The organism is Pseudomonadota bacterium, assembly GCA_013285465.1.
Classification (GTDB): Bacteria; Pseudomonadota; Alphaproteobacteria; order Micavibrionales; family CSBR16-224; genus CSBR16-224.
Window position 1 is genome coordinate 1,896,762 of the sequence record CP053449.1, and the last position, 20,082, is coordinate 1,916,843.

24 protein-coding genes are annotated in these 20,082 nt (G+C 50.8%); 15 read left to right on the forward strand and 9 right to left on the reverse strand.

Going from position 1 to position 20,082, the window contains the following annotated elements; translation table 11 throughout:
• The first annotated feature begins 6 nt into the window (after positions 1–6).
• The 5 genes from HND56_09195 (at position 7) to HND56_09215 (ending at position 4,358) form a co-directional block, all read left to right on the forward strand.
• Positions 7–753 carry a hypothetical protein gene (locus HND56_09195; protein QKK05850.1) on the forward strand — a complete coding sequence of 249 codons (747 nt, stop codon included), beginning with the start codon at positions 7–9 and terminating at the stop codon, positions 751–753.
• A 59-nt stretch (positions 754–812) separates the two neighbouring features.
• Complete coding sequence (locus tag HND56_09200) at positions 813–1,907, forward strand: helix-turn-helix transcriptional regulator (GenBank protein ID QKK05851.1); 1,095 nt, start codon at positions 813–815, stop codon at positions 1,905–1,907.
• A gap of 111 nt (positions 1,908–2,018) precedes the next feature.
• On the forward strand, positions 2,019–2,543 hold the full coding sequence (locus tag HND56_09205; GenBank protein QKK05852.1) for a prepilin-type N-terminal cleavage/methylation domain-containing protein: 525 nt from the start codon (positions 2,019–2,021) through the stop codon (positions 2,541–2,543).
• A gap of 56 nt (positions 2,544–2,599) precedes the next feature.
• A complete protein-coding gene (locus HND56_09210) occupies positions 2,600–2,905 on the forward strand; it encodes a hypothetical protein (protein ID QKK05853.1) in 306 nt (101 codons plus the stop codon).
• Positions 2,906–3,527: 622 nt separating this feature from the next.
• Positions 3,528–4,358: a prepilin-type N-terminal cleavage/methylation domain-containing protein gene (locus tag HND56_09215; GenBank protein QKK05854.1), complete on the forward strand. Its 831-nt coding sequence runs from the start codon at positions 3,528–3,530 to the stop codon at positions 4,356–4,358.
• 80 nt (positions 4,359–4,438) lie between these two features.
• On the opposite strand, the gene HND56_09220 is transcribed toward HND56_09215, so the two are convergent.
• Positions 4,439–5,812, reverse strand: a complete 1,374-nt coding sequence (locus HND56_09220; GenBank protein ID QKK05855.1) for a TRAP transporter large permease subunit — start codon at positions 5,810–5,812, stop codon at positions 4,439–4,441.
• Positions 5,802–6,302, reverse strand: coding sequence for a TRAP transporter small permease subunit (locus HND56_09225; GenBank protein QKK05856.1), 501 nt, complete (start codon positions 6,300–6,302; stop codon positions 5,802–5,804). Before HND56_09225 ends, HND56_09220 begins: the two co-directional genes overlap by 11 nt.
• A gap of 165 nt (positions 6,303–6,467) precedes the next feature.
• On the opposite strand from HND56_09225, the gene HND56_09230 reads away from it, so the two are divergent.
• The 3 genes from HND56_09230 (at position 6,468) to HND56_09240 (ending at position 8,277) form a co-directional block, all read left to right on the forward strand.
• Positions 6,468–6,974 carry a hypothetical protein gene (locus tag HND56_09230; GenBank protein QKK05857.1) on the forward strand — a complete coding sequence of 169 codons (507 nt, stop codon included), beginning with the start codon at positions 6,468–6,470 and terminating at the stop codon, positions 6,972–6,974.
• Between the two features lie 140 nt (positions 6,975–7,114).
• A complete protein-coding gene (locus HND56_09235) occupies positions 7,115–7,465 on the forward strand; it encodes a hypothetical protein (GenBank protein ID QKK05858.1) in 351 nt (116 codons plus the stop codon).
• On the forward strand, positions 7,462–8,277 hold the full coding sequence (locus HND56_09240; GenBank protein QKK05859.1) for a hypothetical protein: 816 nt from the start codon (positions 7,462–7,464) through the stop codon (positions 8,275–8,277). Before HND56_09235 ends, HND56_09240 begins: the two co-directional genes overlap by 4 nt.
• A 76-nt stretch (positions 8,278–8,353) precedes the next feature.
• Here HND56_09240 and HND56_09245 read toward each other — a convergent pair whose 3' ends face one another.
• Positions 8,354–8,530, reverse strand: a complete 177-nt coding sequence (locus HND56_09245; GenBank protein QKK05860.1) for a DUF2158 domain-containing protein — start codon at positions 8,528–8,530, stop codon at positions 8,354–8,356.
• A 125-nt stretch (positions 8,531–8,655) separates the two neighbouring features.
• Positions 8,656–9,477, reverse strand: coding sequence for a serine/threonine protein phosphatase (locus HND56_09250; GenBank protein QKK05861.1), 822 nt, complete (start codon positions 9,475–9,477; stop codon positions 8,656–8,658).
• A 202-nt stretch (positions 9,478–9,679) separates the two neighbouring features.
• Between HND56_09250 and HND56_09255 the strand changes: the two genes are divergently transcribed.
• Complete coding sequence (locus HND56_09255) at positions 9,680–10,648, forward strand: hypothetical protein (protein ID QKK05862.1); 969 nt, start codon at positions 9,680–9,682, stop codon at positions 10,646–10,648.
• 127 nt (positions 10,649–10,775) lie between these two features.
• A complete protein-coding gene (locus tag HND56_09260; protein QKK05863.1) occupies positions 10,776–12,695 on the forward strand; it encodes a cation:dicarboxylase symporter family transporter in 1,920 nt (639 codons plus the stop codon).
• Positions 12,696–12,732: 37 nt separating this feature from the next.
• Here HND56_09260 and HND56_09265 read toward each other — a convergent pair whose 3' ends face one another.
• The 4 genes from HND56_09265 to HND56_09280 all read right to left on the reverse strand — a co-directional run bounded on the left by HND56_09265 (position 12,733) and on the right by HND56_09280 (position 14,872).
• Positions 12,733–13,104: a hypothetical protein gene (locus tag HND56_09265; protein QKK05864.1), complete on the reverse strand. Its 372-nt coding sequence runs from the start codon at positions 13,102–13,104 to the stop codon at positions 12,733–12,735.
• Positions 13,105–13,140: 36 nt separating this feature from the next.
• The gene (locus tag HND56_09270) at positions 13,141–13,491 is read right to left on the reverse strand and encodes a hypothetical protein (GenBank protein ID QKK05865.1); all 351 of its coding nucleotides are present in this window, start codon (positions 13,489–13,491) and stop codon (positions 13,141–13,143) included.
• Between the two features lie 129 nt (positions 13,492–13,620).
• Positions 13,621–14,457: a hypothetical protein gene (locus tag HND56_09275; protein QKK05866.1), complete on the reverse strand. Its 837-nt coding sequence runs from the start codon at positions 14,455–14,457 to the stop codon at positions 13,621–13,623.
• A 46-nt stretch (positions 14,458–14,503) separates the two neighbouring features.
• Positions 14,504–14,872, reverse strand: coding sequence for a hypothetical protein (locus HND56_09280; GenBank protein ID QKK05867.1), 369 nt, complete (start codon positions 14,870–14,872; stop codon positions 14,504–14,506).
• A 247-nt stretch (positions 14,873–15,119) separates the two neighbouring features.
• On the opposite strand from HND56_09280, the gene HND56_09285 reads away from it, so the two are divergent.
• Complete coding sequence (locus HND56_09285; GenBank protein ID QKK05868.1) at positions 15,120–15,740, forward strand: superoxide dismutase; 621 nt, start codon at positions 15,120–15,122, stop codon at positions 15,738–15,740.
• 106 nt (positions 15,741–15,846) lie between these two features.
• Entirely contained in the window at positions 15,847–16,476 is a 630-nt protein-coding gene (locus HND56_09290) for a hypothetical protein (protein QKK05869.1), read from the forward strand.
• Between the two features lie 6 nt (positions 16,477–16,482).
• Here the strand turns inward: HND56_09290 and HND56_09295 are convergent, their stop codons facing one another.
• On the reverse strand, positions 16,483–17,307 hold the full coding sequence (locus HND56_09295) for an SIMPL domain-containing protein (protein QKK05870.1): 825 nt from the start codon (positions 17,305–17,307) through the stop codon (positions 16,483–16,485).
• 161 nt (positions 17,308–17,468) lie between these two features.
• Here HND56_09295 and HND56_09300 point away from each other — a divergent pair, with 161 nt between their 5' ends.
• The 3 genes from HND56_09300 (at position 17,469) to HND56_09310 (ending at position 19,958) form a co-directional block, all read left to right on the forward strand.
• Positions 17,469–17,849, forward strand: a complete 381-nt coding sequence (locus HND56_09300; GenBank protein ID QKK05871.1) for a hypothetical protein — start codon at positions 17,469–17,471, stop codon at positions 17,847–17,849.
• Positions 17,850–17,876: 27 nt separating this feature from the next.
• Positions 17,877–18,197, forward strand: a complete 321-nt coding sequence (locus tag HND56_09305) for a hypothetical protein (protein ID QKK05872.1) — start codon at positions 17,877–17,879, stop codon at positions 18,195–18,197.
• Between the two features lie 93 nt (positions 18,198–18,290).
• Positions 18,291–19,958 carry a SulP family inorganic anion transporter gene (locus tag HND56_09310; GenBank protein ID QKK05873.1) on the forward strand — a complete coding sequence of 556 codons (1,668 nt, stop codon included), beginning with the start codon at positions 18,291–18,293 and terminating at the stop codon, positions 19,956–19,958.
• Positions 19,959–20,082: the final 124 nt, after the last annotated feature.

The window sequence follows — 20,082 nt, forward strand, 5'->3', positions numbered from 1 at the left end:
TTCGCAATGGAACACAGCATTCTGCAAAGCCGCACGGCAAGCCTGCTTTTTCTGATTCTTGCGCTGAATTTCCTGTTATGGTCGGCCTCGCATAATGTCCGCGCGCGCTGGACAGGTATCCCCCCCGCCCCGTCGGAAAATACCGCGGCAGGAATTACATTGGGTGACCGCCAATTTGCCTATCGCAGCGGCGCCTTGACCCTGCAAAATCTTGGCGACACCGGCGGACGAACGATTGCCTTAAAAGACCTTGACTACAATAAGCTTGGGAAGTGGTTTCACCTTCTCAACAGCCTTGATCCTGTTTCCAACCATGTTCCTCTGATTGCCGCCTATTACTTCGGCGGTATTCAGGCATCGGAGCAAACTTCAGATAAAATACGAATCGTGATTGATTATCTGGCCGGTATCGGCAACTCGCTGGAGCACAATAAATGGCGCTGGCTGGCACATGCCGCCTTTTTGGCGCGGCATAAAACAGAAGATCTTGATTATGCGCTGGAACTGGCCAACAAGCTGGCCTCCATGGACCCCGGCGGCAAGATTCTGCCGCTCTGGGCACGGCATATGCCCGCCTTTATCCTGACCGCGCTGGATCAGAAATCTGCTGCACGTGCCCTGCTGGAGGCCGTGCTGCTGACCGACCCCGACCTTCCGCCTGCGGAAATAAACTTTCTACGCTCCTATCTGATTGAACAACTTGGCGTTCCGGAGGATGAAATCGGCAATTCTTTGGTGACTGTCCCGCAATAAGCGGTTACACTTTACATGAAGTATGTCGCTCCGTTCCGTTTCCCCTCTGACGAAAACCCATGTCGATTTTTTTTAACATCTCTTTTGTCTTGATTGAATGGCTGGCCATTACCGGGCTTGCGCAATGTGTCCTGATTATCGTCTATATGCTTCTGCGTCTTTATAACTGGCGTCAGGCGGTAATCCCCGTGCTTTACTTTCTGGCGCTGGCCTGGGTTTTCTGTATGCAGTTTTCTTTCCGGCTGGAATATGTCGAGAATCTGATAAGGCTCTCTCTTTGGAGCGGCTGGGCTCTTATACCGCCCTTGAACTATCTTTTGATTTTGCAGATAGCCTCCGGTCAACCTCCGAAATTCCGTTATTCCTGGATCATATTATTGCCCATGATTGCGGGTTTTGTGGTTTTCGCCGCCAACAGGGCGGGCTATGTCTGTGAAAACGGCCAATCCGTCTGCGGCACCTTTTTTGAATTTCTGTATCTCGGCAACGGTATTATCGGCGCCATCAGCCTGCTGTTCCTGTTCGGGCACAGCCATTTATTTGAAGATATTAAAGGCAAGGCGCAGGGCGGGCATGAACGATACTGGCTGGTGATCAGTCTTATCCTGACCAATCTTGCTGCGATCGGCATTAATATCTACCGTGCCGCCCAGCCGGATTTGAGTACGCAAACAGCCGATGCCCTCCTGATTATCATTGCGCTGGGCTTCACCTATCTGGCGACCACAATGTTTTTCCGCATTTACCCGCCCGCCATTGATCTGCGTGCAGTGGAAGAAAAAAAGAAAAAACCGGCCAATACCGGACAATTAAGCGATGCCGAATACGCGCTGGCTGAAAAAATCCACGACCTGATGGAGCTGGACAAGCTCTACCATGAACAGAGTTTCAGCCGTGCCGATCTCGCGCGGGAGCTAAACATCTCCGAAAATGCCCTTTCCGCCATCATTAATACCGCCTTCGGTAAAAGTTTTCCGCAGCTTTTGAACGAGCACCGCGTCGAAGATGCCAAACGCATGCTGGAAAATCCCGAAATTCCGATCCAGACGGTTGCTTTCGAGGTCGGTTTTAACTCCCTGCCCTCTTTCAACCGCGTTTTCAAACAAATGGTCGGTCAATCGCCTTCCGCCTTCCGGAATGACAGTCTCGGGTGACCGTTCCCCTCATTTCATCAAAATGAGGATGAATTATCCCGCAAAACAATATTTTCTTCACCTTTTTCAGGAATAATGGGAAAAGGCATAAAAACAGCACAAAAAAAAGCCATGTTCCAAACAAAGACGCAACATATTTCCGGTTTTACCCTTGTCGAACTTTCCATCGTCATGGCGATTATCGGTATTTTGATCGGCGGCGTACTGAAAGGCCGCGAAATGATGATCAATGGTAAGATAACAGCGACTGTCGTACAGATACATGCTGTCGAGGCAGCTGTCACAACATTCCGTGACACATACAACCAGATTCCCGGCGACATGCTAAATGCCGCCGCCCGCATTCCGCATTGCACAGCCCTGTGCAATCCCGACATTGCCACGGCAAGCAACGGTGTCCTTGGCGGTACAGACAGCGCTTTATTAAATAACAGCATGACAGCGACACTGCCTCTGCCGGGCGGTGAAGCCAATGAAACGACATTATTTTGGGCGCATCTGGCCTTGACGGGATTACTTGGCGGTATAACCGATTCCGTCATTCGCGGAGAAAATGTTGCAGAATGGGGAAAAACCCATCCGGCGACAAAAATAGGGGGCGGCTTTTTTGCGGGCATCTTGGCGGATCGCCCGTAACCGTCGCCGGCGCCGGCGGAGGTGGCGGAGGCGGAGGCGGCGGACCACCACCGCCGATGGCACTTGTTCCCGGACGTCCCGCCACGGCTACAGGGCTGTTGCCTTTGGGGCTGGTGATGGTTCTGCGCCATACGATTGAAGGGGATGTGACAGCCGATCCCGGCGTACAACCGCTATCTCCTCACCGCGCTGCACAGCTTGACCGCAAAATGGATGATGGCAATCCGGCGACCGGTATCGTGCAAAGCTATGGCGTCAGCACAAGCTGTTACCGCGATCTGGACGGTACAGGCGTCCATTTCGACTATACGGAGAATCTGTCAAATAATGATTGCGGCTTAATCATACAGATCCAAGGCTGAAAATTCCCAAATGATTCTGATAAATCTTCTGATATCCGGCCACTATCCGGCCGCAATGCCTTGATTAAACTGCATACAATGTCATGCATACTGCGGAATCGGCTTATTTGACGAAAACACGTAATAAAATTACAAAAAAATGCAAAATGAGCAGTCGGGGGCCGATTTTTCATCAAAAATGTGCAAAATGAGAAGAAATGCCTATTCATTCCCCCCGCTATTTTACGAAATGATAAGTCGTCCACCTCAATTTTACAAAATGAGGTGTCATAGCACGTACGGCTTAATTCTTATATTACAATAACTTATGTGAATTTTCACACTCAATTCGCCAAAATGAGGGACAAGGTACGCTTTTGGTAACATTTTGTTCATTTTTTTATTGAAAGATGGAGAATATAGGTTCCAAAATAGTAATAAGGCTTTTGCTATTTGCAATCGCTTGATACTGGGACGGTAGCTTGTAAAGCTTGACGTTAAAATTTGTCAGAGGACTTCAAAGACCGAATGTGCCGCTTAAGATTTTTTTAAAATGGCCTATTCCAGAACACCGACAAATGAAGACGAGCAATGAAAGTAAATTTTTAAGCAACCTGTTAATCTTGAGTAAGGAGTGAAGTAAATGAAAACACGAACCAACGAAAAAGGCTTTACCCTTGTGGAGCTTGCCATCGTGATGGCCATTATCGGCCTTCTCATTGGCGGTATTCTTAAAGGGCAAGAGCTCATGGAAAATGCCCGTGTCGCATCCACTGTGACACAGGTAAAAGCAATTGAAGCGGCAATGACCACATTCCGCGATACCTTCAACGCCATTCCGGGCGATATGGCACGTGCTGATGTCCGTCTTCCGGCTTGTAATGCAAACTGCCTTTCCGGCGGTGCGAATGTCGGTGACGGTACGGTCGGTATCCCGCTTGCCGCAGGTCGAGAGCAAGGCGTCACAACAGGTACGGCACTGCCGGGCGGTGACGGCGATGAAACAACCCTGTTTTGGGTACATATGCTGGTTGCCGATCTGCTTGGCGGTCTGACGGATGTTGCCATTCAGGACGGAAGCTTCATCGGATGGGGTGACACGCACCCGGCCGCGAAAATCGGCGGCGGCTTTGTCGTCGGACATTCCGGTGGTTTGAACACGACACAACTTACAGGACTTCCGGGGCGCCCTGCAGGTGCTCCTGACAATATTCCTGTTGGAACGGTTCTGGTGTTGAAATCTGCCGTTGCCGGCGACTTTGACAACACGGCCGGTGTTCAAGCCGTATCACCGCTGCGTGCCGCACAGATTGACCGCCGCATTGATGACGGTCAAGCAGCAAGCGGAACCGTACAATCTTACGGTGATGCCACCAGCTGCTATTTCGATATCAATGCTGATGGTAGCCAATACGTCTACGCTGAAACGGTCAAAGCCAAAGACTGCGGCATGATGTTGCAGATCCAAGGTTAAGCCTGACAATCAGCTTAGCTGAAGACAAAAGACACCCCGTCCAGAAATGGCCGGGGTGTTCTTTTATGTGTGTTTTTTTATTAATTCAAAACGGATGGCAGCCATGTTACCAGCTGTGGAAAAACGGCCAGCAATACCAGCATGGCTATCTGCATGATAACGAAGGGCAAAACGCCCATATAGATTGTTTTGGTCGATATCTCCGGCGGTGCAATACCCCGCAGGTAAAACAGTGCAAAGCCGAAAGGCGGCGTCAGAAAGCTGGTTTGCAGATTGACGGCGATCATCACACCGATCCAGACCGGATCAAGCCCCATCACCAGCAAGACCGGCGCGACCACGGGAACGACAACGAAGGTAATCTCGATAAAATCAAGAAAGAACCCCATTACAAACATCAGCAGCATCACCGCCAGCATCGCCCCCATCGCGCCGCCCGGCACAGCAGATAGCCAGTTTTCGACCAATATGTCCCCGTCCAATCCACGGAAGACCAGCGAGAAAATAGACGCCCCCATCAAAATCAGAAAAACCATTGCGGAAATATGCACGGTTTCGCGCATCGCATCCTGCAAAACCTCTCCCGTCAGGCTTTTATAGAAGAGCCCCAGTAGCAGGGCGCCTGCCGCACCGATCGCGGCAGCCTCGGTCGGGGTTGCAACACCCGCCAGAATGGAGCCCAGCACCGCAGTCATCAGCAAAAGCGGCGGTAACAGGGTTTTCATGCTTTTTTTCCACAAATCCCCGCCTGTTGCCGCATTTTTTTGTACCGGCACAGCCTGTGGACGAAAAACTGACAAAATCAGCACCCAGAGCATATAGAACCCGACCAGCATTAAGCCCGGCACAAAGGCTCCGGCAAATAAATCAATGACGGAAACGGGCTGCACATCCCACATCCCTGATTCGCGCTGTGCAGCCGCGTGAGCGCCCTGTAAAACGTCTCCGAGCAGTACAAGCACGATAGAGGGCGGAATAATCTGCCCCAGCGTCCCTGAGGCGCAAATCAGCCCTGTCGCCAGTTTCGGATCATATCCTGCGCGGATCATCGGCATCAGGCTTAAAAGCCCCATTGTCACGACCGTGGCACCGACAATGCCGGTCGATGCCGCCAGCAGCATGCCGACAAACACCACGGACAGCCCCAGCCCGCCGCGCAGCCGCCCGAAACAGGCCGCCATCGTATTCAGGAGATTTTCAGCGATTTTTGCCTTTTCCAGCAATAATCCCATGAAAACAAACAGCGGCACAGCCACCAGAACCTCGTTGGTCATGATGCCGAAATAGCGCGAGGGTAGCGCATTCAGTAAAGCGGGACGAAAATCACCCGTAACGATACCGATTCCCGCGAAAATCAGCGCGACACCGCCCAGTGTGAAGGCCACGGGAAAGCCCAGCATCAGCACGCCGCAGGTCGCGGCAAACATGACCACCGCGAGAATCTCAGCTTCCACGCCGGACCTCCCGGATGTTTTGCAACAGCAGCGCCAGCGCCTGCAGGCCCAGAAACAGGCAAAACAGCAGTAACGCCGTTTTCAAAAGGAACAGCCCCTTCATCCCGCCGGCCTGATAGGAGGTTTCAAAACGCTGCCAGCTATCGAGAACATAGGGAAAACTTGTCCGGATAATCACCGCAATCATCGGAAACAGCAGGAATAACGTGCCGCATAGATTAACCCATGCCTTGCGGCGCGGCGACATATCCGCATAGAAAATATCGACGCGGACATGACGGTCATGCCGCAGCGCATAGCCTGCCCCCAGCGTAAATAACAGCCCGTGCATCCAGACATAAAGCTCCTGCATCCAGACAAAGCCCGTATCAAAGCCGTAACGCAGCACAACCACCCCGACGGCGGTCAGCGTCATCAACAGCACCAATATGGCCGTACAGCGTCCGATCTGCTCGTTCACGGCATCAATGGCTTTTATGATTTTATCCATCAAGGGCGGTCCGTAATGTCTTTAAGGTTGGAATAGGACTTTTTTATCTATCATATTTTCAAGGCAATATCCATCCGCACCGCGGCATTCCCCCGTTTACGCTTTATTTACACTTTTGCTTTACAAATAATGTGGAGACAAGAACCAACGGAGGCATTTCGCATCATGAAAACGGCAGATGACAAATTGCTCGAAGCCATTGCTGATAACGATCTGAACGGCGTCAAAGCCGCGATCGGTGCCGGTGCCAATGTCAATGAGATCGGTTATTTTGATGAAACGCCGCTGATTTACGCCGCCCGTTGTCACATTATTGACCCTGAAATTATTTCGCTGCTGCTTGATTGCGGCGCTTTCCCGAACCATCGCGAATATTGCGGCTTTACAGCACTGATGCTGGCCGTCACACGCCGTTCGACGGAGGTCGTCGGCATGCTGCTGAAAGCCGGCGCAGACCCTTATATGACACTGCAAGGCAAGAATATCATCTGGTATGCCCTGCAATCGCCCAATGAAGATATGGTTGATTTTCTGGTATCCTGCGGATTTGATCCCGATATGGTTGATCCCGAAAGCGGATACAGCGCATTGGATTGGGCGCATTACCACAAAATTCCGGGCTATGTCAGCAAGCTGACAGCTGTCCAGCATACGGCTTGCCGTACGCATTAAACGTGCCTCCCTCTTCTGAAATTCTTAACCCGTAACCGCTTGCGTTGCGGGCTTTTTTTTGCTTTTTTCTTGTATTATACATAAAAATTTGCTATAAGAATGAATCGCACACAAGATTTTGAAACAGGCATAAAATTGTCATGGTTTGGCTAACACTCAGAAATTCAGAGAAAAAAGATTGTCTGATACAAACAGACAATATTACCAAAATCGTCCCCTTTGGCGGCGGGAAAAGCGGCAGCACGCCGGGTGTCACGATTTATTTCGGAACCGAGCGCTCGCTAACGACTTATACAAAACGGGAAGATCTTCTGGTGCAGATCAAGGCTGCGGAAAAAGAGGAACGGCTTGAAAAACTCGCCGAACAACAAGTGCTGGTCACGGCTTTTGCCGAGGCACTGGCCGAAAAGCTGAAAGAACCGCGCCGCTATACGGCGCATGACAAAAAAACACCCCCTAACAACCGGACAAATGCAGGGAAACGTCAATGAATGAAAAACTGATACAACTGGCGCATAAAGCCGCGCTGTTATCCACGCAAATTCAGGTCGCAGGGCTTGTCGAGGAAGGATTCGTTCCGCCGGAATATGCGGCGGAGGAATGCCTGCATATTATGGAGACCGGGCCGCTGGCCAAAGTTGAAACAGCGCATAATCTTCTCGGTAACCGGCTGACGGACACGCTGATGACGGGGTTGCTGCTGCAGGATGCCCTGCACGCCATTGTCGAGGAAGAGATTGCCGCCGAAAGTGATGATGACGAGGCCGAACCGCTACCCGACCATATGGAAGAAATGCTGGATGGTTTAAAACAAATGATTGAAGGTGTGAAATCCCTGTCTTCCGATGTGGCTGACCTGTTTGAGGAAATTGAAGAAACCCACCGCCGCGATGAGAATTACAGCGATCCCGCCTATGATGATTTCGATTTTGAGGATGCTCTTTCCAAATGCTCGGAAACCTACCGGCAGATGCATATCCTCGGCTATATTGATGATCTGACCAAGGCGCAGAATGCCGCGACCGGTATTGACATCAACGAATACAGCAATATCCCGATGGATGATATGAGCCTTGAGCTTTATTTCGAGGAGTTTGAAGCCGCACAGCCGCTGCCTGCGGAAATGAATAGCAGTTTTGCCCGCGCCTTCAATGCCGTGGCGCAAAGCCATGATTTCGGACGCTGCATTATGCCGACAGCGGATGGCAAACACACGCTGGGGCTGATTGCGGCCACAGGAGGCAGCGAGAAATATAACTGGACGCGCCGTCCTTCGCGCGGCGGCGGCGGATTCGGGATGTAACAACCCGCCATAAAACAAAACCCTGCAGAAAAATCTGCAGGGTTTATGTGGTTTCTTCATAACGGAAACCGGAAACTTATTTACCGGTGCCTTTTTTCAAAACGACATCGTTAAAGCAAGCCGCTTGCGTGCTTTGCTCATCATCAAACCAGACGCACCAAAAGCTGCGTGGGTTGTTCTCATCCGGACGGCTGACCGTCATTTTCGGGCCACCGCTTTTCAATTGCACAACATCTCCTACATTAAAAGCCATTCGTCTACACTCCTGATCAAAATTATAAAAAAGGCGTCCCACAATATAAGTGTGACACACGTTTATAAGATTAGCCTTATAAAGGTTAACAAAAAGTTACCACGAAAAGATTAAAGATGGAGCGGTCAGGACCGGAAGCGCTTATTCCGGTTTTGCGGCTTGCGCGCTTTGTCCTTGTTATCCTGTTCAGGCGTTATTTTCCAGACAAATTCCGGCACATGTTTTTCATTGCAGAATTCCTCTGCCTGCGCGATCTTGCGCGTTTGCCCCTGCTTATCCGCCTGATAATAAACGCTGTTTGTAATATCATAAGCCGTCAGCCAGCCGCCTTCGATCGTATCGACACAGGTAATATTGCCTTTCGCGGCAGGATGGCCGTTTTGCATGGCGGAATGGCCGCAGATAATCTCTTTGCCGAATGCCGGATCGGGGGTAGCCTCGGACAGGAAGCGGTAACGCAGGGTACGCCGCTCTTGTTCGTCCATGGTCTTATCGCTGTCCCAGCCGGCATGTACGAAAACATGGCTCTCGGTTTCATAGGCCGTGACCGTGTTCTCCAAAAATTGGCGATGGCTGTCGGGAATGTTTTCGCGGAATGTCGCGCAATCCTCGGCGCCATAGGATGACAGCGTTTTTCCGCCGCCATGTTTCACCCAGAAATATTCCAGCTTTTCACTTTCGGCCTGGTCTTTCGGCGTATCCAGCCCGTAAAGCATCCATTCTTCATGATTGCCGCGGATAAAAACGCAGTCATGTTTCTTTTCAAGATCGATCAGATAATCCAGTACGCCTTTTGAATCCGGGCCTTTATCAACAAAATCGCCCAGAAATACCAGACGGTCATCCTCTTGCAAATCAAGGGAGTCGATTAATGCGGTCAGGGCGTCAAGATGCCCGTGAATATCGCCGATGGCAAAAGTTCTCGCTGTCATGATAGAGGAAACCATAAACTCTTTTCCCTGTACTGGCAAGATATCAGGCCGTCTTTTGCCAAGAAACGGCGATAAAAATAATCTGAAAGGGTAAAAATGAAATATACTAAATCATTGAAATAATAGCAATTTACACGCCATATATTGACATAATACTACTTTACCCTTATAGTGTCTGATACTTTATTTTCTAAATAGACAGATTTATGAGGCGCATATGACGGCATCACATGCTGTAAACCCGTTAAAAGCCAGTTTTACCTCTCTCCTGCTTGGCGGCTGCGCCCTTGTTTCCAATACGGCTTTTGCGGAGGATAATCCGCAAGAAAGCGGCACATTGCCCGATACGGTTCCGTCGCTACAAGGCGGGTATGAGGATGAGACATCCCCTTATAACAATATTCTGCGCGACCATCGTAGCCGTACGCATAATATGGAAGATAACGTCAATGACTTTTTCCAGCGCAAGCCGAAAGTGCGCGTCACCCGCGAAAGCCTGTTTATCGGCCCCGCGACACGTTACGATATCCCGCTTCTGCCGGTTGATTCCGGCTTTATGACCGTCACCCGCCAATATATCGAGCTGAAACCGCTGCGCAAAGAATGGTACGGACATGTCAGCGGCATTGAATACGGTTTCCGCGCAGATCTTGGCAAAAGCAGTTACAGCCTTGGCGGCGCGGATTGGAATTTCAGCACCGGCGCAACAATCGGTTATTACGACAGCATCCGCCATGATTATCAGGGCGAAGAAGAGGATGCCCCCGGCAGCTATACCCGCGACAATAACCAGGGCAATAACCGCGCCTTTGCCTTTATTGAAGGGCAAAGCGATTTATATATCGGTAACCTTGCCGCAAATGTGATCGTCGGAACCAGTTTTAACCGTGTTTCCGGCCCCGATATCGGGCATGCCAATGATGCGCGTCTTTATACGCGGATTGAATTTCCGTCATTGTTCGGCGGTGAAAACCAAGGCCATAGCGGTCTGCCCGGCAAGTTCTCCGGCATGGTTTCGGCTTATGGCGGAACGGAAAGTTACGGTGCTCGTCTGGGCATCTATTTCAATGACCTGAAAGCTGAAGGTAAAGGCATCAATTACAGTTTCGGGCCGGAGGTTCGTTATGATAATGAAAACGGCGCGTCCGTAAGGTTGCGCGTCCGCATCGCGCCGAAATTCTGGTAAGAAAAATCGCTACATTTCCAATAATATATAAAAATAAAATTGACAAGTGCCGCAAAACTGGTGATTATACGGAAAGTATTTTTTCCGGGTGCGGCAACGCGTAAGATAAGATACCAAAGAGTTACGAATGAGCGTGTGTTCACTATTATCCAGTACCGTCTTCAAACCCGCCGCTTTTAACGGCGAGGTTCTTGATGCGCTGTCCGGGCAAAAACGTGCCCAGCGCGCCACGGTTCTGGAAGCGCTGGATGCCGCAGAAGGCCCCGTTCCCCTTAATTACACCGAAATGAAAAACCGCTGGGCGGATTTTCGTGAACGTCAAAAAACCGCATTATCTTTGGATGATGTGCAAACAACCATGTGGGCACTGGATAAGGCGGGACAAACACCGCATTTACAGACGATCAGCAGCAAGAAATACGAAAGCCCGCTGTCACAGCTGGAATTTTACGAAGCCGTGCAAAAAGGCGTCACCGATGCCGAGAAACTGAAACAGCAATTGCAGAAACTGCGTGACGAAGCAAAGCAGGAGCGCGGCTATCTGCAAAAAGCTTTCAGCATTTTCTCGAAAGAAAAGCCGCTGGACGAGGTTCTGGGCGATGTTGCCGATTTCGAGATGTATTGCCGCCGCAACCATATTAAATTCGACACCGTCGATAAACAGCTGAAAAAAGGTGCGCGCCATAATACGGCTTGCGAAAAAATCAAGGAATTCCGCTTTTTGGCCGCCGCGACAGGCGGTCTGGCGCTTGGCGCTGCCGGCGTAAATGCCGCAACTGCTTTGCCGTTTCTGGCAGCCGTTCCCGGATTGTTCTTCGGTGCCCTGCCCTATGTCGCCGTCCCGTTCATCTGCCTGAATATCTATAAAGCCTTTTCGCAGAAAAGCATCATCGAAGAAGCCGGAACTTTCGGGCGTTTTGCCGGAACCATGACAGCGGGATTTCTGATCAGTCTGGGCGTCACGACCATGATGTCAGGCATGCTGAATCCTGTCGATATTGCAGGTGTTGACGCACTTGCCCCCAGCGCCAGTGAAGCCGCTGCCGCAGGCGAGAAATCATTCAGCCCCGCACAATATATTCTGCACGGCATTGTCGGCTCTGCCGCTTTTGCCTCAATCTACCGTTCCGCCAAAAGCGGCAAGGACAAACTGATGAATGGCGACGGCAAATTGTCGAAACTGTTTAACGGCGCGCATGATCTGGTCATCAACCGTTACACCCGCCCCGCCATCAATGCGACCGGTAATGTCGCCAACAAGGCCGCAAACGGTATGGACAAGTTTTTTGGCCATTATATGAATTATCTCGGTATTCCCGCGATTTTTACAATGATGTCCTCCACCTTTGCCGCAGGCGGCATCGGACAGCTGGCCGGCTATGCGGGATATTACCTGACCGTCTTTACGGGTTTCGGCGCGGCGGCGGTTGCGCTGGGCGCGGCCTCCTATCTTTACGGCTGCCGCAAACAGCAGCTGAAATCCATGTTTAAAACCGTTGCCACGGCTTTCAGTATTTCCTCCAGCGCAGCGACCATGCCGGTAACCAAGGAAAGCCTAAAGGAAATCGGCGTTTCCGAAAAGACCCGCAACTCCGTCGTGCCGCTGGGAGCAAATTTCAACATGATGGGAACGGCGCTGTATCTGGGCACAACGGCGGCCTGTGCATCCGTTATGTTCGGTATTCCGCTGGGCGTGATGGGAACAGTCGCCGTATTGGGAACGGTTCTGGCGACGGCTTTCGGTGCACCGGGCGCACCGTCTTCAAATCTGATCCTGCTGGATCCGGTGCTGAACAAACTCGGCATGATGCCTGCACAAATACAGAAAATGTATTCCATTGTTCTGCCGGTCGACCGTATTTTTGACATGTGCCAGACCTCGCTGAATGTCTGGGGCGATATGATCGTCGCCATCGGCAAAGATAAGCGCGAAAAGAAAAAGCAGGCGGCCATCGCTTCGGGAGCCACTCATCACAAAATCATTGAGAAACGCGCACAATCCATTCTGAAAACATCGTCCAAAGCACTCAAAAGCCGCACGATCTAAAGCGGCGGCTTGTCTGAAAATCATATAAAAGAAAGATTTATTCTTCGGAAGGTTTTCCGTTTTTTACAACGCTCATTTGTCCGACTTGCGGCGCTGTCTGGCGGTATCCGCCGCCGCTATTATAGGGTGCGGCATTTCCGCCGTTCCCCATCATTCCGCCGCCACCCATACCGCCGGGGCCTTGCATACGCGGTGCCATCATCAGATTTTGCTGAAGACTGGGCTGCGGTTGTTTCGGGGCAATGCTCCAATTATGCAGAATCTGCTTGGCGACCGGACCGACAAAGCTGATATCGCTTCCTTCCACAAGCGCCACATCCGTTACACGGAAACCGCCCGGATGCGCGTTCTTACCAGCGCCGCCGCTTTCCTCTTCGGATTTATTTAGATCTTCTGCAAAATTTTGCACCGGAATAATCCTTTTATTTTAAAGTCGCTGTCGCAATCAGCGTCTTTCGTCAATAAACACGACAGGAAGTTCTAGAATATTTGATACCTCGCCGTCAAGAATATAAGCGAAATAGGTCTGCCCCTGCCGTTTCCATAGTTCGACTATATCATATTGCAGTGGATATGACAAGTCTTTTCCATAAACATTTTCCTCGTCATATATGAGGCGTACCGTCGCATCTTCGGTATAAAAGCCGATCATAATCGGCTGCACGGGAAGCTCGCGGTCACATAAAAGACAGGTTTTGCCGTCATCGGTTCTGGCCACGGCAATATTGATACCCTCATGGTGTATCTCCATCTGCTGTTCGATGGTCAATTTTTTGAAATTAATGTCTTTCATCATTGCTTTGCGGCCTTCTGTTTCCGGGGCATGATGCCATGCCCAAGGCAAGAACTCAAGAAAACAGACTGAAAAATAAACGGAATCTGTGCATTCCGCACAGATTCCGCAAAACTGTTATCGTCGGTTTAATCAGCCGAAGGATTTGCCTTTCGGCTTACGCGGCTGTTTTTGTTTCGGCGCTTCCGAATCTTTTTTCTGAGCCCGATCCACAAGGGTTTTTACCCCATCGACGACACCGTTGCCGAATTTACTTTTTGCAACAGGGCTTTCATCTTTTTTCGGGCTATCCGGCTTTTTGTCCTGATCTTTTTTCTGCTCCGGATCTTTTTTCGCGGCGCCGTCTTGAGACTGGCTAACGCCGGCCTGTTCCATGACTGTTTTCGAATCTCCACTTAGACCGGCAGCAGAGCCTTGTACAGGTGTTACACCGGCTTCGGCTTTTTTGAGCGTTGCCGCCCATTTCATACCTTTGAAAGCCATTTCAACCGCACGTACGAGACCGTAGGAAACTTTATAGCCAAATTCATAACCGGCACGGAACTCTGCCGTACGGTTTGAGTAAGCTTTCATATCCTGATCCAACTGTTTCATCAGCGGATGACGGTTATCTTCCGGATTCACCCCGTCACGGATCTGTTTGAGCAAATTTTTGGTCTCATCATCATTATCGTTTTTCTGAGACTTTTCCCCGCTCTTATCGCCATCATCATTATCATCTTTTTTCGGCGGTTTCGGGCCTTCGTTTTTCGGCTCGTCCTTTTTGGGTTCATCCGGTTTTTTAGCGTCTGCCTCCGGCTTTTTATCTTCAGATTCCGGCTTTGTCGGCTCATCATCCGCCATTTTCGGAGTCGCGGGCGCCTCCGTCACAGTGACGTCCTGATCCTTTTTGCTACCCGCATCATGCGTTTCCACATCGGGTGTCGCACCAAATTTTGTGCCTTTAGAAGCCTGTTCGTCCAACGCCATTGCCGTTACTCCTTAAAAAAAACCCTTTATTTGACCTGTGTCCGCATTACATATCGACAAATATCACATCGATCTCGTAAATATCGGAAATACCGTCCTTGCTGACCACAGCAAAATAGGTCATACCCTCACGTTTCCATATATTGATTTTATCATAATCCAACGGATATTGCAAGCGGAAGCCCTCCGTTCCAAAGTCACCGCCGATCAGATGAATGGCGGCCGTATTATTGTCCAGTACGACCACGCTCGGCAGATGTTCCAAAGGATAGTCGCAATAAATACATGTGCGGCCGTCTTCCGTTTCGGCAATCGCGATATTCAGATCTTCGGCCTTTACCTGACATTCGACAAAGGGGATTTCGATGATTTTTTTCTCGCCATCTTCGGGAGGGGTAAAGCGGCTGCTACTCATCTGATATACCTCGCAATTTCAACATTTTCCTTTTAACAGGACTCCACGGGCGGAGCCGCAATCTCTGTCAAAACCGTAAAATTATACATTTTCCGGACCCGTCTTTTTCGTCAGTCCATTCTATATTGTCATACTTAGCATATCGTTAACGCAAGACAAATCTTTCTTTCCCGCAGTCTTGCAAAATCCCGCATCTTCTCTATGCTTGAGGGCGGTTCATCACGATATATTATAGAGGAGAATGATCATGACACTTGCAACCGCCCAAGATAAAGCCGGAGATGTTTTCACACTGCCGGAACTGCCCTTCGCCAAAAATGCGCTGGAGCCGCATATGTCCGCAGAGACATTCGATTACCATCACGGCAAGCACCACAATGCCTATGTCGTTAAAGCCAATGAGTTGATTCAAGGCACCGGTCTTGAAGACCTGCCGCTGGAAGAGATTGTCCGTCAGGCAAAAGCCAAAGGTCTGGGCCCGCTGTTCAACAATGTCGGACAGCATTTCAACCACAGCTTCTTCTGGCAATGCATGAAGCCGCAAGGCGGCGGAGAGCCGACAGGCGCGCTGCTGGAAAAAATCAATGCCTCATTCGGCAGCTTTGACAAATTCAAGGAAGACTTCGTCAATGGCGGCATCGGCCAGTTCGGCAGCGGCTGGGTCTGGCTGGTGGAAAACGGCGGTAAACTGGAAATCGTCAAAACGGCCAATGCCGAAACACCGCTGACCGAAGGTAAAAAACCGCTGCTGGTTTGTGATGTCTGGGAACACGCCTATTACATCGACTTCCAGAACCGCCGCCCGGATTTCCTGAAGTCATTCCTGGAAAATCTGGTCAACTGGGATTTCGTCGCAAGCAATCTTTAACGCGGCTGAAAAGAACTTTTAAAAGCGTCGCAGCCTTAACGGTTGCGGCGTTTTTTTTTGCACTTGATATATTGACATATCACAATACATATATATTATGTATATTATGAGCAATATAACCGCATTGGACATTACGGAGATCGAGCAGCAGCAGCGCCGCGTTATGACGGGGCTGGACCGCCTGCGTGATGACGACGAGGTGGAAAGCCACCGCAAAACATTTCTGCGCATCGCCACGCCGTCACGCACACATCTTGATTCCGGCGATATCGGCTTTTTTCATGCCCGCATCAAAGACGCGGACAAGGTTGATGAAATACGCGATGTGCTGTCAATTTACTTCAACCGCTTGATCAATGACGAAAAACATCTGCGCAAAGACAACAACCAGCTGCTCAATGTCGTGGATTACAGCTCGGGCACCAGTTGGGACGGCACACATTTCCGCGAGATCAGCGTCGAGATCATTTCAGGAAACCGTATCCGCGTCAGCAATTCCTATGAAAGCCATGTGGTGGATACGGAGCTGGAACCGCAGGAATTTCTCCGCCTTTGTCAGGACAATGCCCTGCCCTATGCCAGCTATTACAAGGATTTTGTCACCGCCGCGCAAGCCATCCCCGAAACAGCCGCCCTACTGAAACAGGTAGAGGATCAGAAAAGCCGCCCCGCGCGCGATGCCGCGCGCATCAGCAAACAGCAGGCGCTGCGCAATCACCTGCGCCGCCGCCGCTAATTCCCGTTATTCTATTTCAAAGACCGCACGGATATTCGCCGTCACATTGATCTGCCCCGGCGCAAAACCCGCCGATTGCAGCGGATCGGCACCGCCTGCGCTGAAATTCTGGATCACATTCTGCGACATCTGCGCATGACCGCCGCGATGGCGGTTATAAGAGCCGTTGCCGTAAGAGCCGTAATAATACCAGTTTGCCTGTTCGACATTGATCGTCAGCGGACGCAGAACTTTTGCCCCCATCGCCGCTGCAACGGCATCCGCCTTTTCACGCGCCGCTTTTGCCGCCAGTTCACGCGCATGGTCGCGGTGTTCGCGCAGCTGATTGGTCAGGAAAGTAACATCGACAATCTGCACCGTGACGCCTTCACGATTGCCGCGCGCCACCAGAGCCGTCATCAAAGCTTCGAACAGGGACAGGTCCTGCAAACGGATCACCAGCCCCTTGGTCGCCGTGATGAAATCAACGCGGGTATTGTCGCAATCGGGATGTCGCCTGTAGTCGCAATCGACATAGGTCGGTGCCAGCGCCATATGATCGGTATGGATGTAATCACGCTTGACGGCAAATTCCTGCTGCACCGCCTGCACCATGGACAGAACGGTTTCATCAACGCTTTGCTGTGCTTTGACCAGATCACGGTCGCGCCCGATGATATCCAGAACAATGCGTACTTCATCCGGGGCAACGCGAATCATCGCATCACCCGCAACGGAAATTGTCCGCGGCATCTGCCCTTCTTTCGTCACCGAAACCAGCTGTGCCTGTGCCGGCGATACCATCATCATCAAAGCCGCCGCGACTGTCAAAATCTTTAAAAACCGCATCATTCCACCCTTTCCTGTCTTACAGATAAACCTTGGTCATTCTACACGGGGGCAAAAAAATCGCCAATTCAAAATATCCTTTTCCATAAATTAATACTTTTTTCATAATTTAACTTTATTCTATATGTATCTTGAATATGTCAATAATTGGAGCAAGCAAAAAAATGACAAATAATACCTCCAAATATTCCGGCGAATACAAGGCAGCCAGCGCCAAGCCGAAAATGACCCTTGAAGGCGTCGACTGGAAACAGGCTGATGAAAAATACGGCCTGATCGAATTTTGTAACGGCAGAGATCAGAACGGGCGCCTTTACTGGGCGTATCTGACCCTGTTCCCCAGCAAATACCGTGAATTCAAAGCACGCGCCGCAGCAGGCGAGAGCTTTCACCTGCTGGATTACGGCGAAGAGCTGGCATCGGGCTGGGGCAAACATCCGCCGGAACATGTGAAAAAAGAGCTGGAAGAAAAATACGGGCTGAACCACAAGACCAGCCTGGAGGATGACGTCAGAAAACAACTGGAAAAAACACAAACGGGATAATAACAAGAAAATCTGAAGGAGACGACAATGACAACCGTGGATAAACCCAATCTTTCGGAAGGCGTATTCGATATTGATGTGCATGTGACGCTTGATGCCATGGACAAAAAAGAAGAACGCGCCATGAAACGCGGTGAATTTCTCAAAGACTTCACCGCTGTCCTGGCGGCAACGGGGCTGGGCTTTCTGGAAGCCAACGCACCGGGGGCTGCGATTGCCTTTATTTTCGGCGCCATCGGCCTATTCGCGAAATATTCCGGTATTTTCGGCGGCAATGATGCCGAAAAAGACTGCAAAAGCGAACGCAACATGCCGCTGCGCCCCGCAATGGCCACCGTTCCGGCTTAAAGAAATACTTACGGGCAGGTAATTGACTTTTACCGCCGGCAGGAGGATGATTTTTCTTAAAGAAACATCCCAAGAAACTATCGGCGGCTTTTTATGACATCAAAAAAATCGACTCTTTTCTCCGCGGGAATTTTTTCCAATATCCGCGGAGATATTTATGGCGGCATTACGGTCGCCGTTGTTGCTTTACCATTGGCGCTCGCTTTTGGAACGGCTTCGGGGCTGGGGCCTGTCTCCGGACTTTACAGCGCCATTGCGCTCGGCTTTTTTGCCGCGCTGTTCGGCGGCACGAAATGCCAGATATCCGGCCCCACAGGCCCGATTACCGTCATTATGGCCGCTATTGTTGTACAATATCAGCATGATCCGGCCATGGTTTTCACCATCGTCATGCTGGCGGGGCTGTTTCAAATTCTGTTCGGTGCCATCAAGATCGGGCGTTATATCACCTATATCCCCTACCCCGTTATCAGCGGATTTATGAGCGGTATCGGATTGATTATCATTATCCTGCAGCTCGGCGTCCTTGCCGGATATAAAGCCCCCGATCAGGTGATGGCCGTCTTGCCGAAACTGCCGGAATTCTGGGCGCATCCATATTGGCCTGCCGTCAGCGTCGGCCTCACGGCGCTTGGCATCATGATTTTTATGCCGAAATCATGGCGCAACATTCTGCCGCCGCCGCTGGCCGCACTGGCAGCCGCCACATTGTTATCGCTTTTTGTGATACAGGGAGCGCCTGTACTTGGCGAAGTCCCGAAAGGCCTGCCCGATATCCATCTGCCGAAATTTACGCTGGATGCCCTGCCGAACATGCTGGGTTCCGCCCTGATTATCGCTTTGCTGGGAACCATCGACAGTATTCTGACCTCATTGGTTGCCGATACTTTTACCCATACCCAGCATAATTCCGACCGCGAACTGATCGGACAGGGAATCGGCAATATGGCCGCAGGACTGCTCGGCGGCATTGCCGGTTCGGGTGCGACCATGCGGACCGTCACCAATATCCGTGCGGGCGGACGCACCCCCTTATCAGGCATGTTCCATGCGCTGCTGCTGCTGGCGTTTCTGGTCGGGCTGGGTTTTGTTATTGCCGATATTCCGCGCGCCGCGCTGGCCGGTGTGCTGATTAAAATCGGCTGGGACATTATTGACTGGCGTTTCCTGCGGCAATTGAAAATGGCGGGTATGCGCGGCGTGGAATATCACCCTGTTGTCATCATGCTGGTCGTTGCCGGACTGACCGTTTTTGTCGATCTGATTATGGCGGTTTTTCTCGGTATTCTCATGCAAAGCCTGATTACCGCCGACAGCCTTGCCAAACACCAGATCGAGGAGGTCGAGTTTGCCTCGAAGGGAACGCTGAAGGGCAAAAAGAAAAAACTGCGCACGAAAGAAAAGAAACTGCTGCAACAGGCCGGTGAACGCCTGCTGCTGCTGCGCTTTGCGGGACCGCTTAGCTTCGGCACGGCACGCGACCTTGCCGCGCGGCTGCATCTGGTCAGCCGTTTTGACAGTATCGTCATTGACTTCAGCGACTGCAAAATGATGGATGTCTCCATCATGATGACGATTTCCGACATGATTACGGAGCTGACGCAGGATTGCAAAACCCTGTTTTTATGCGGCACGGAGAATGAAATTTACGCCCGTTTGCAGAAATACGGCATTTTGTCACCCGTGCCGGAAAACCAGATTTTCACGACGCGGCTCGAGGCTTTGCAGGCCGCTGTTGCGCAACTGGAAAACAATATTTGACAAAACGGCACAGAATCACATATAAATATATTATGTGTAAAGAAATGAACGCAGAATCCTGTCTTGATATCACCGAAAGCGCCCTGCTTTCCGGTTCTGTTTTCTTTTGCCCGCCGCGACGACG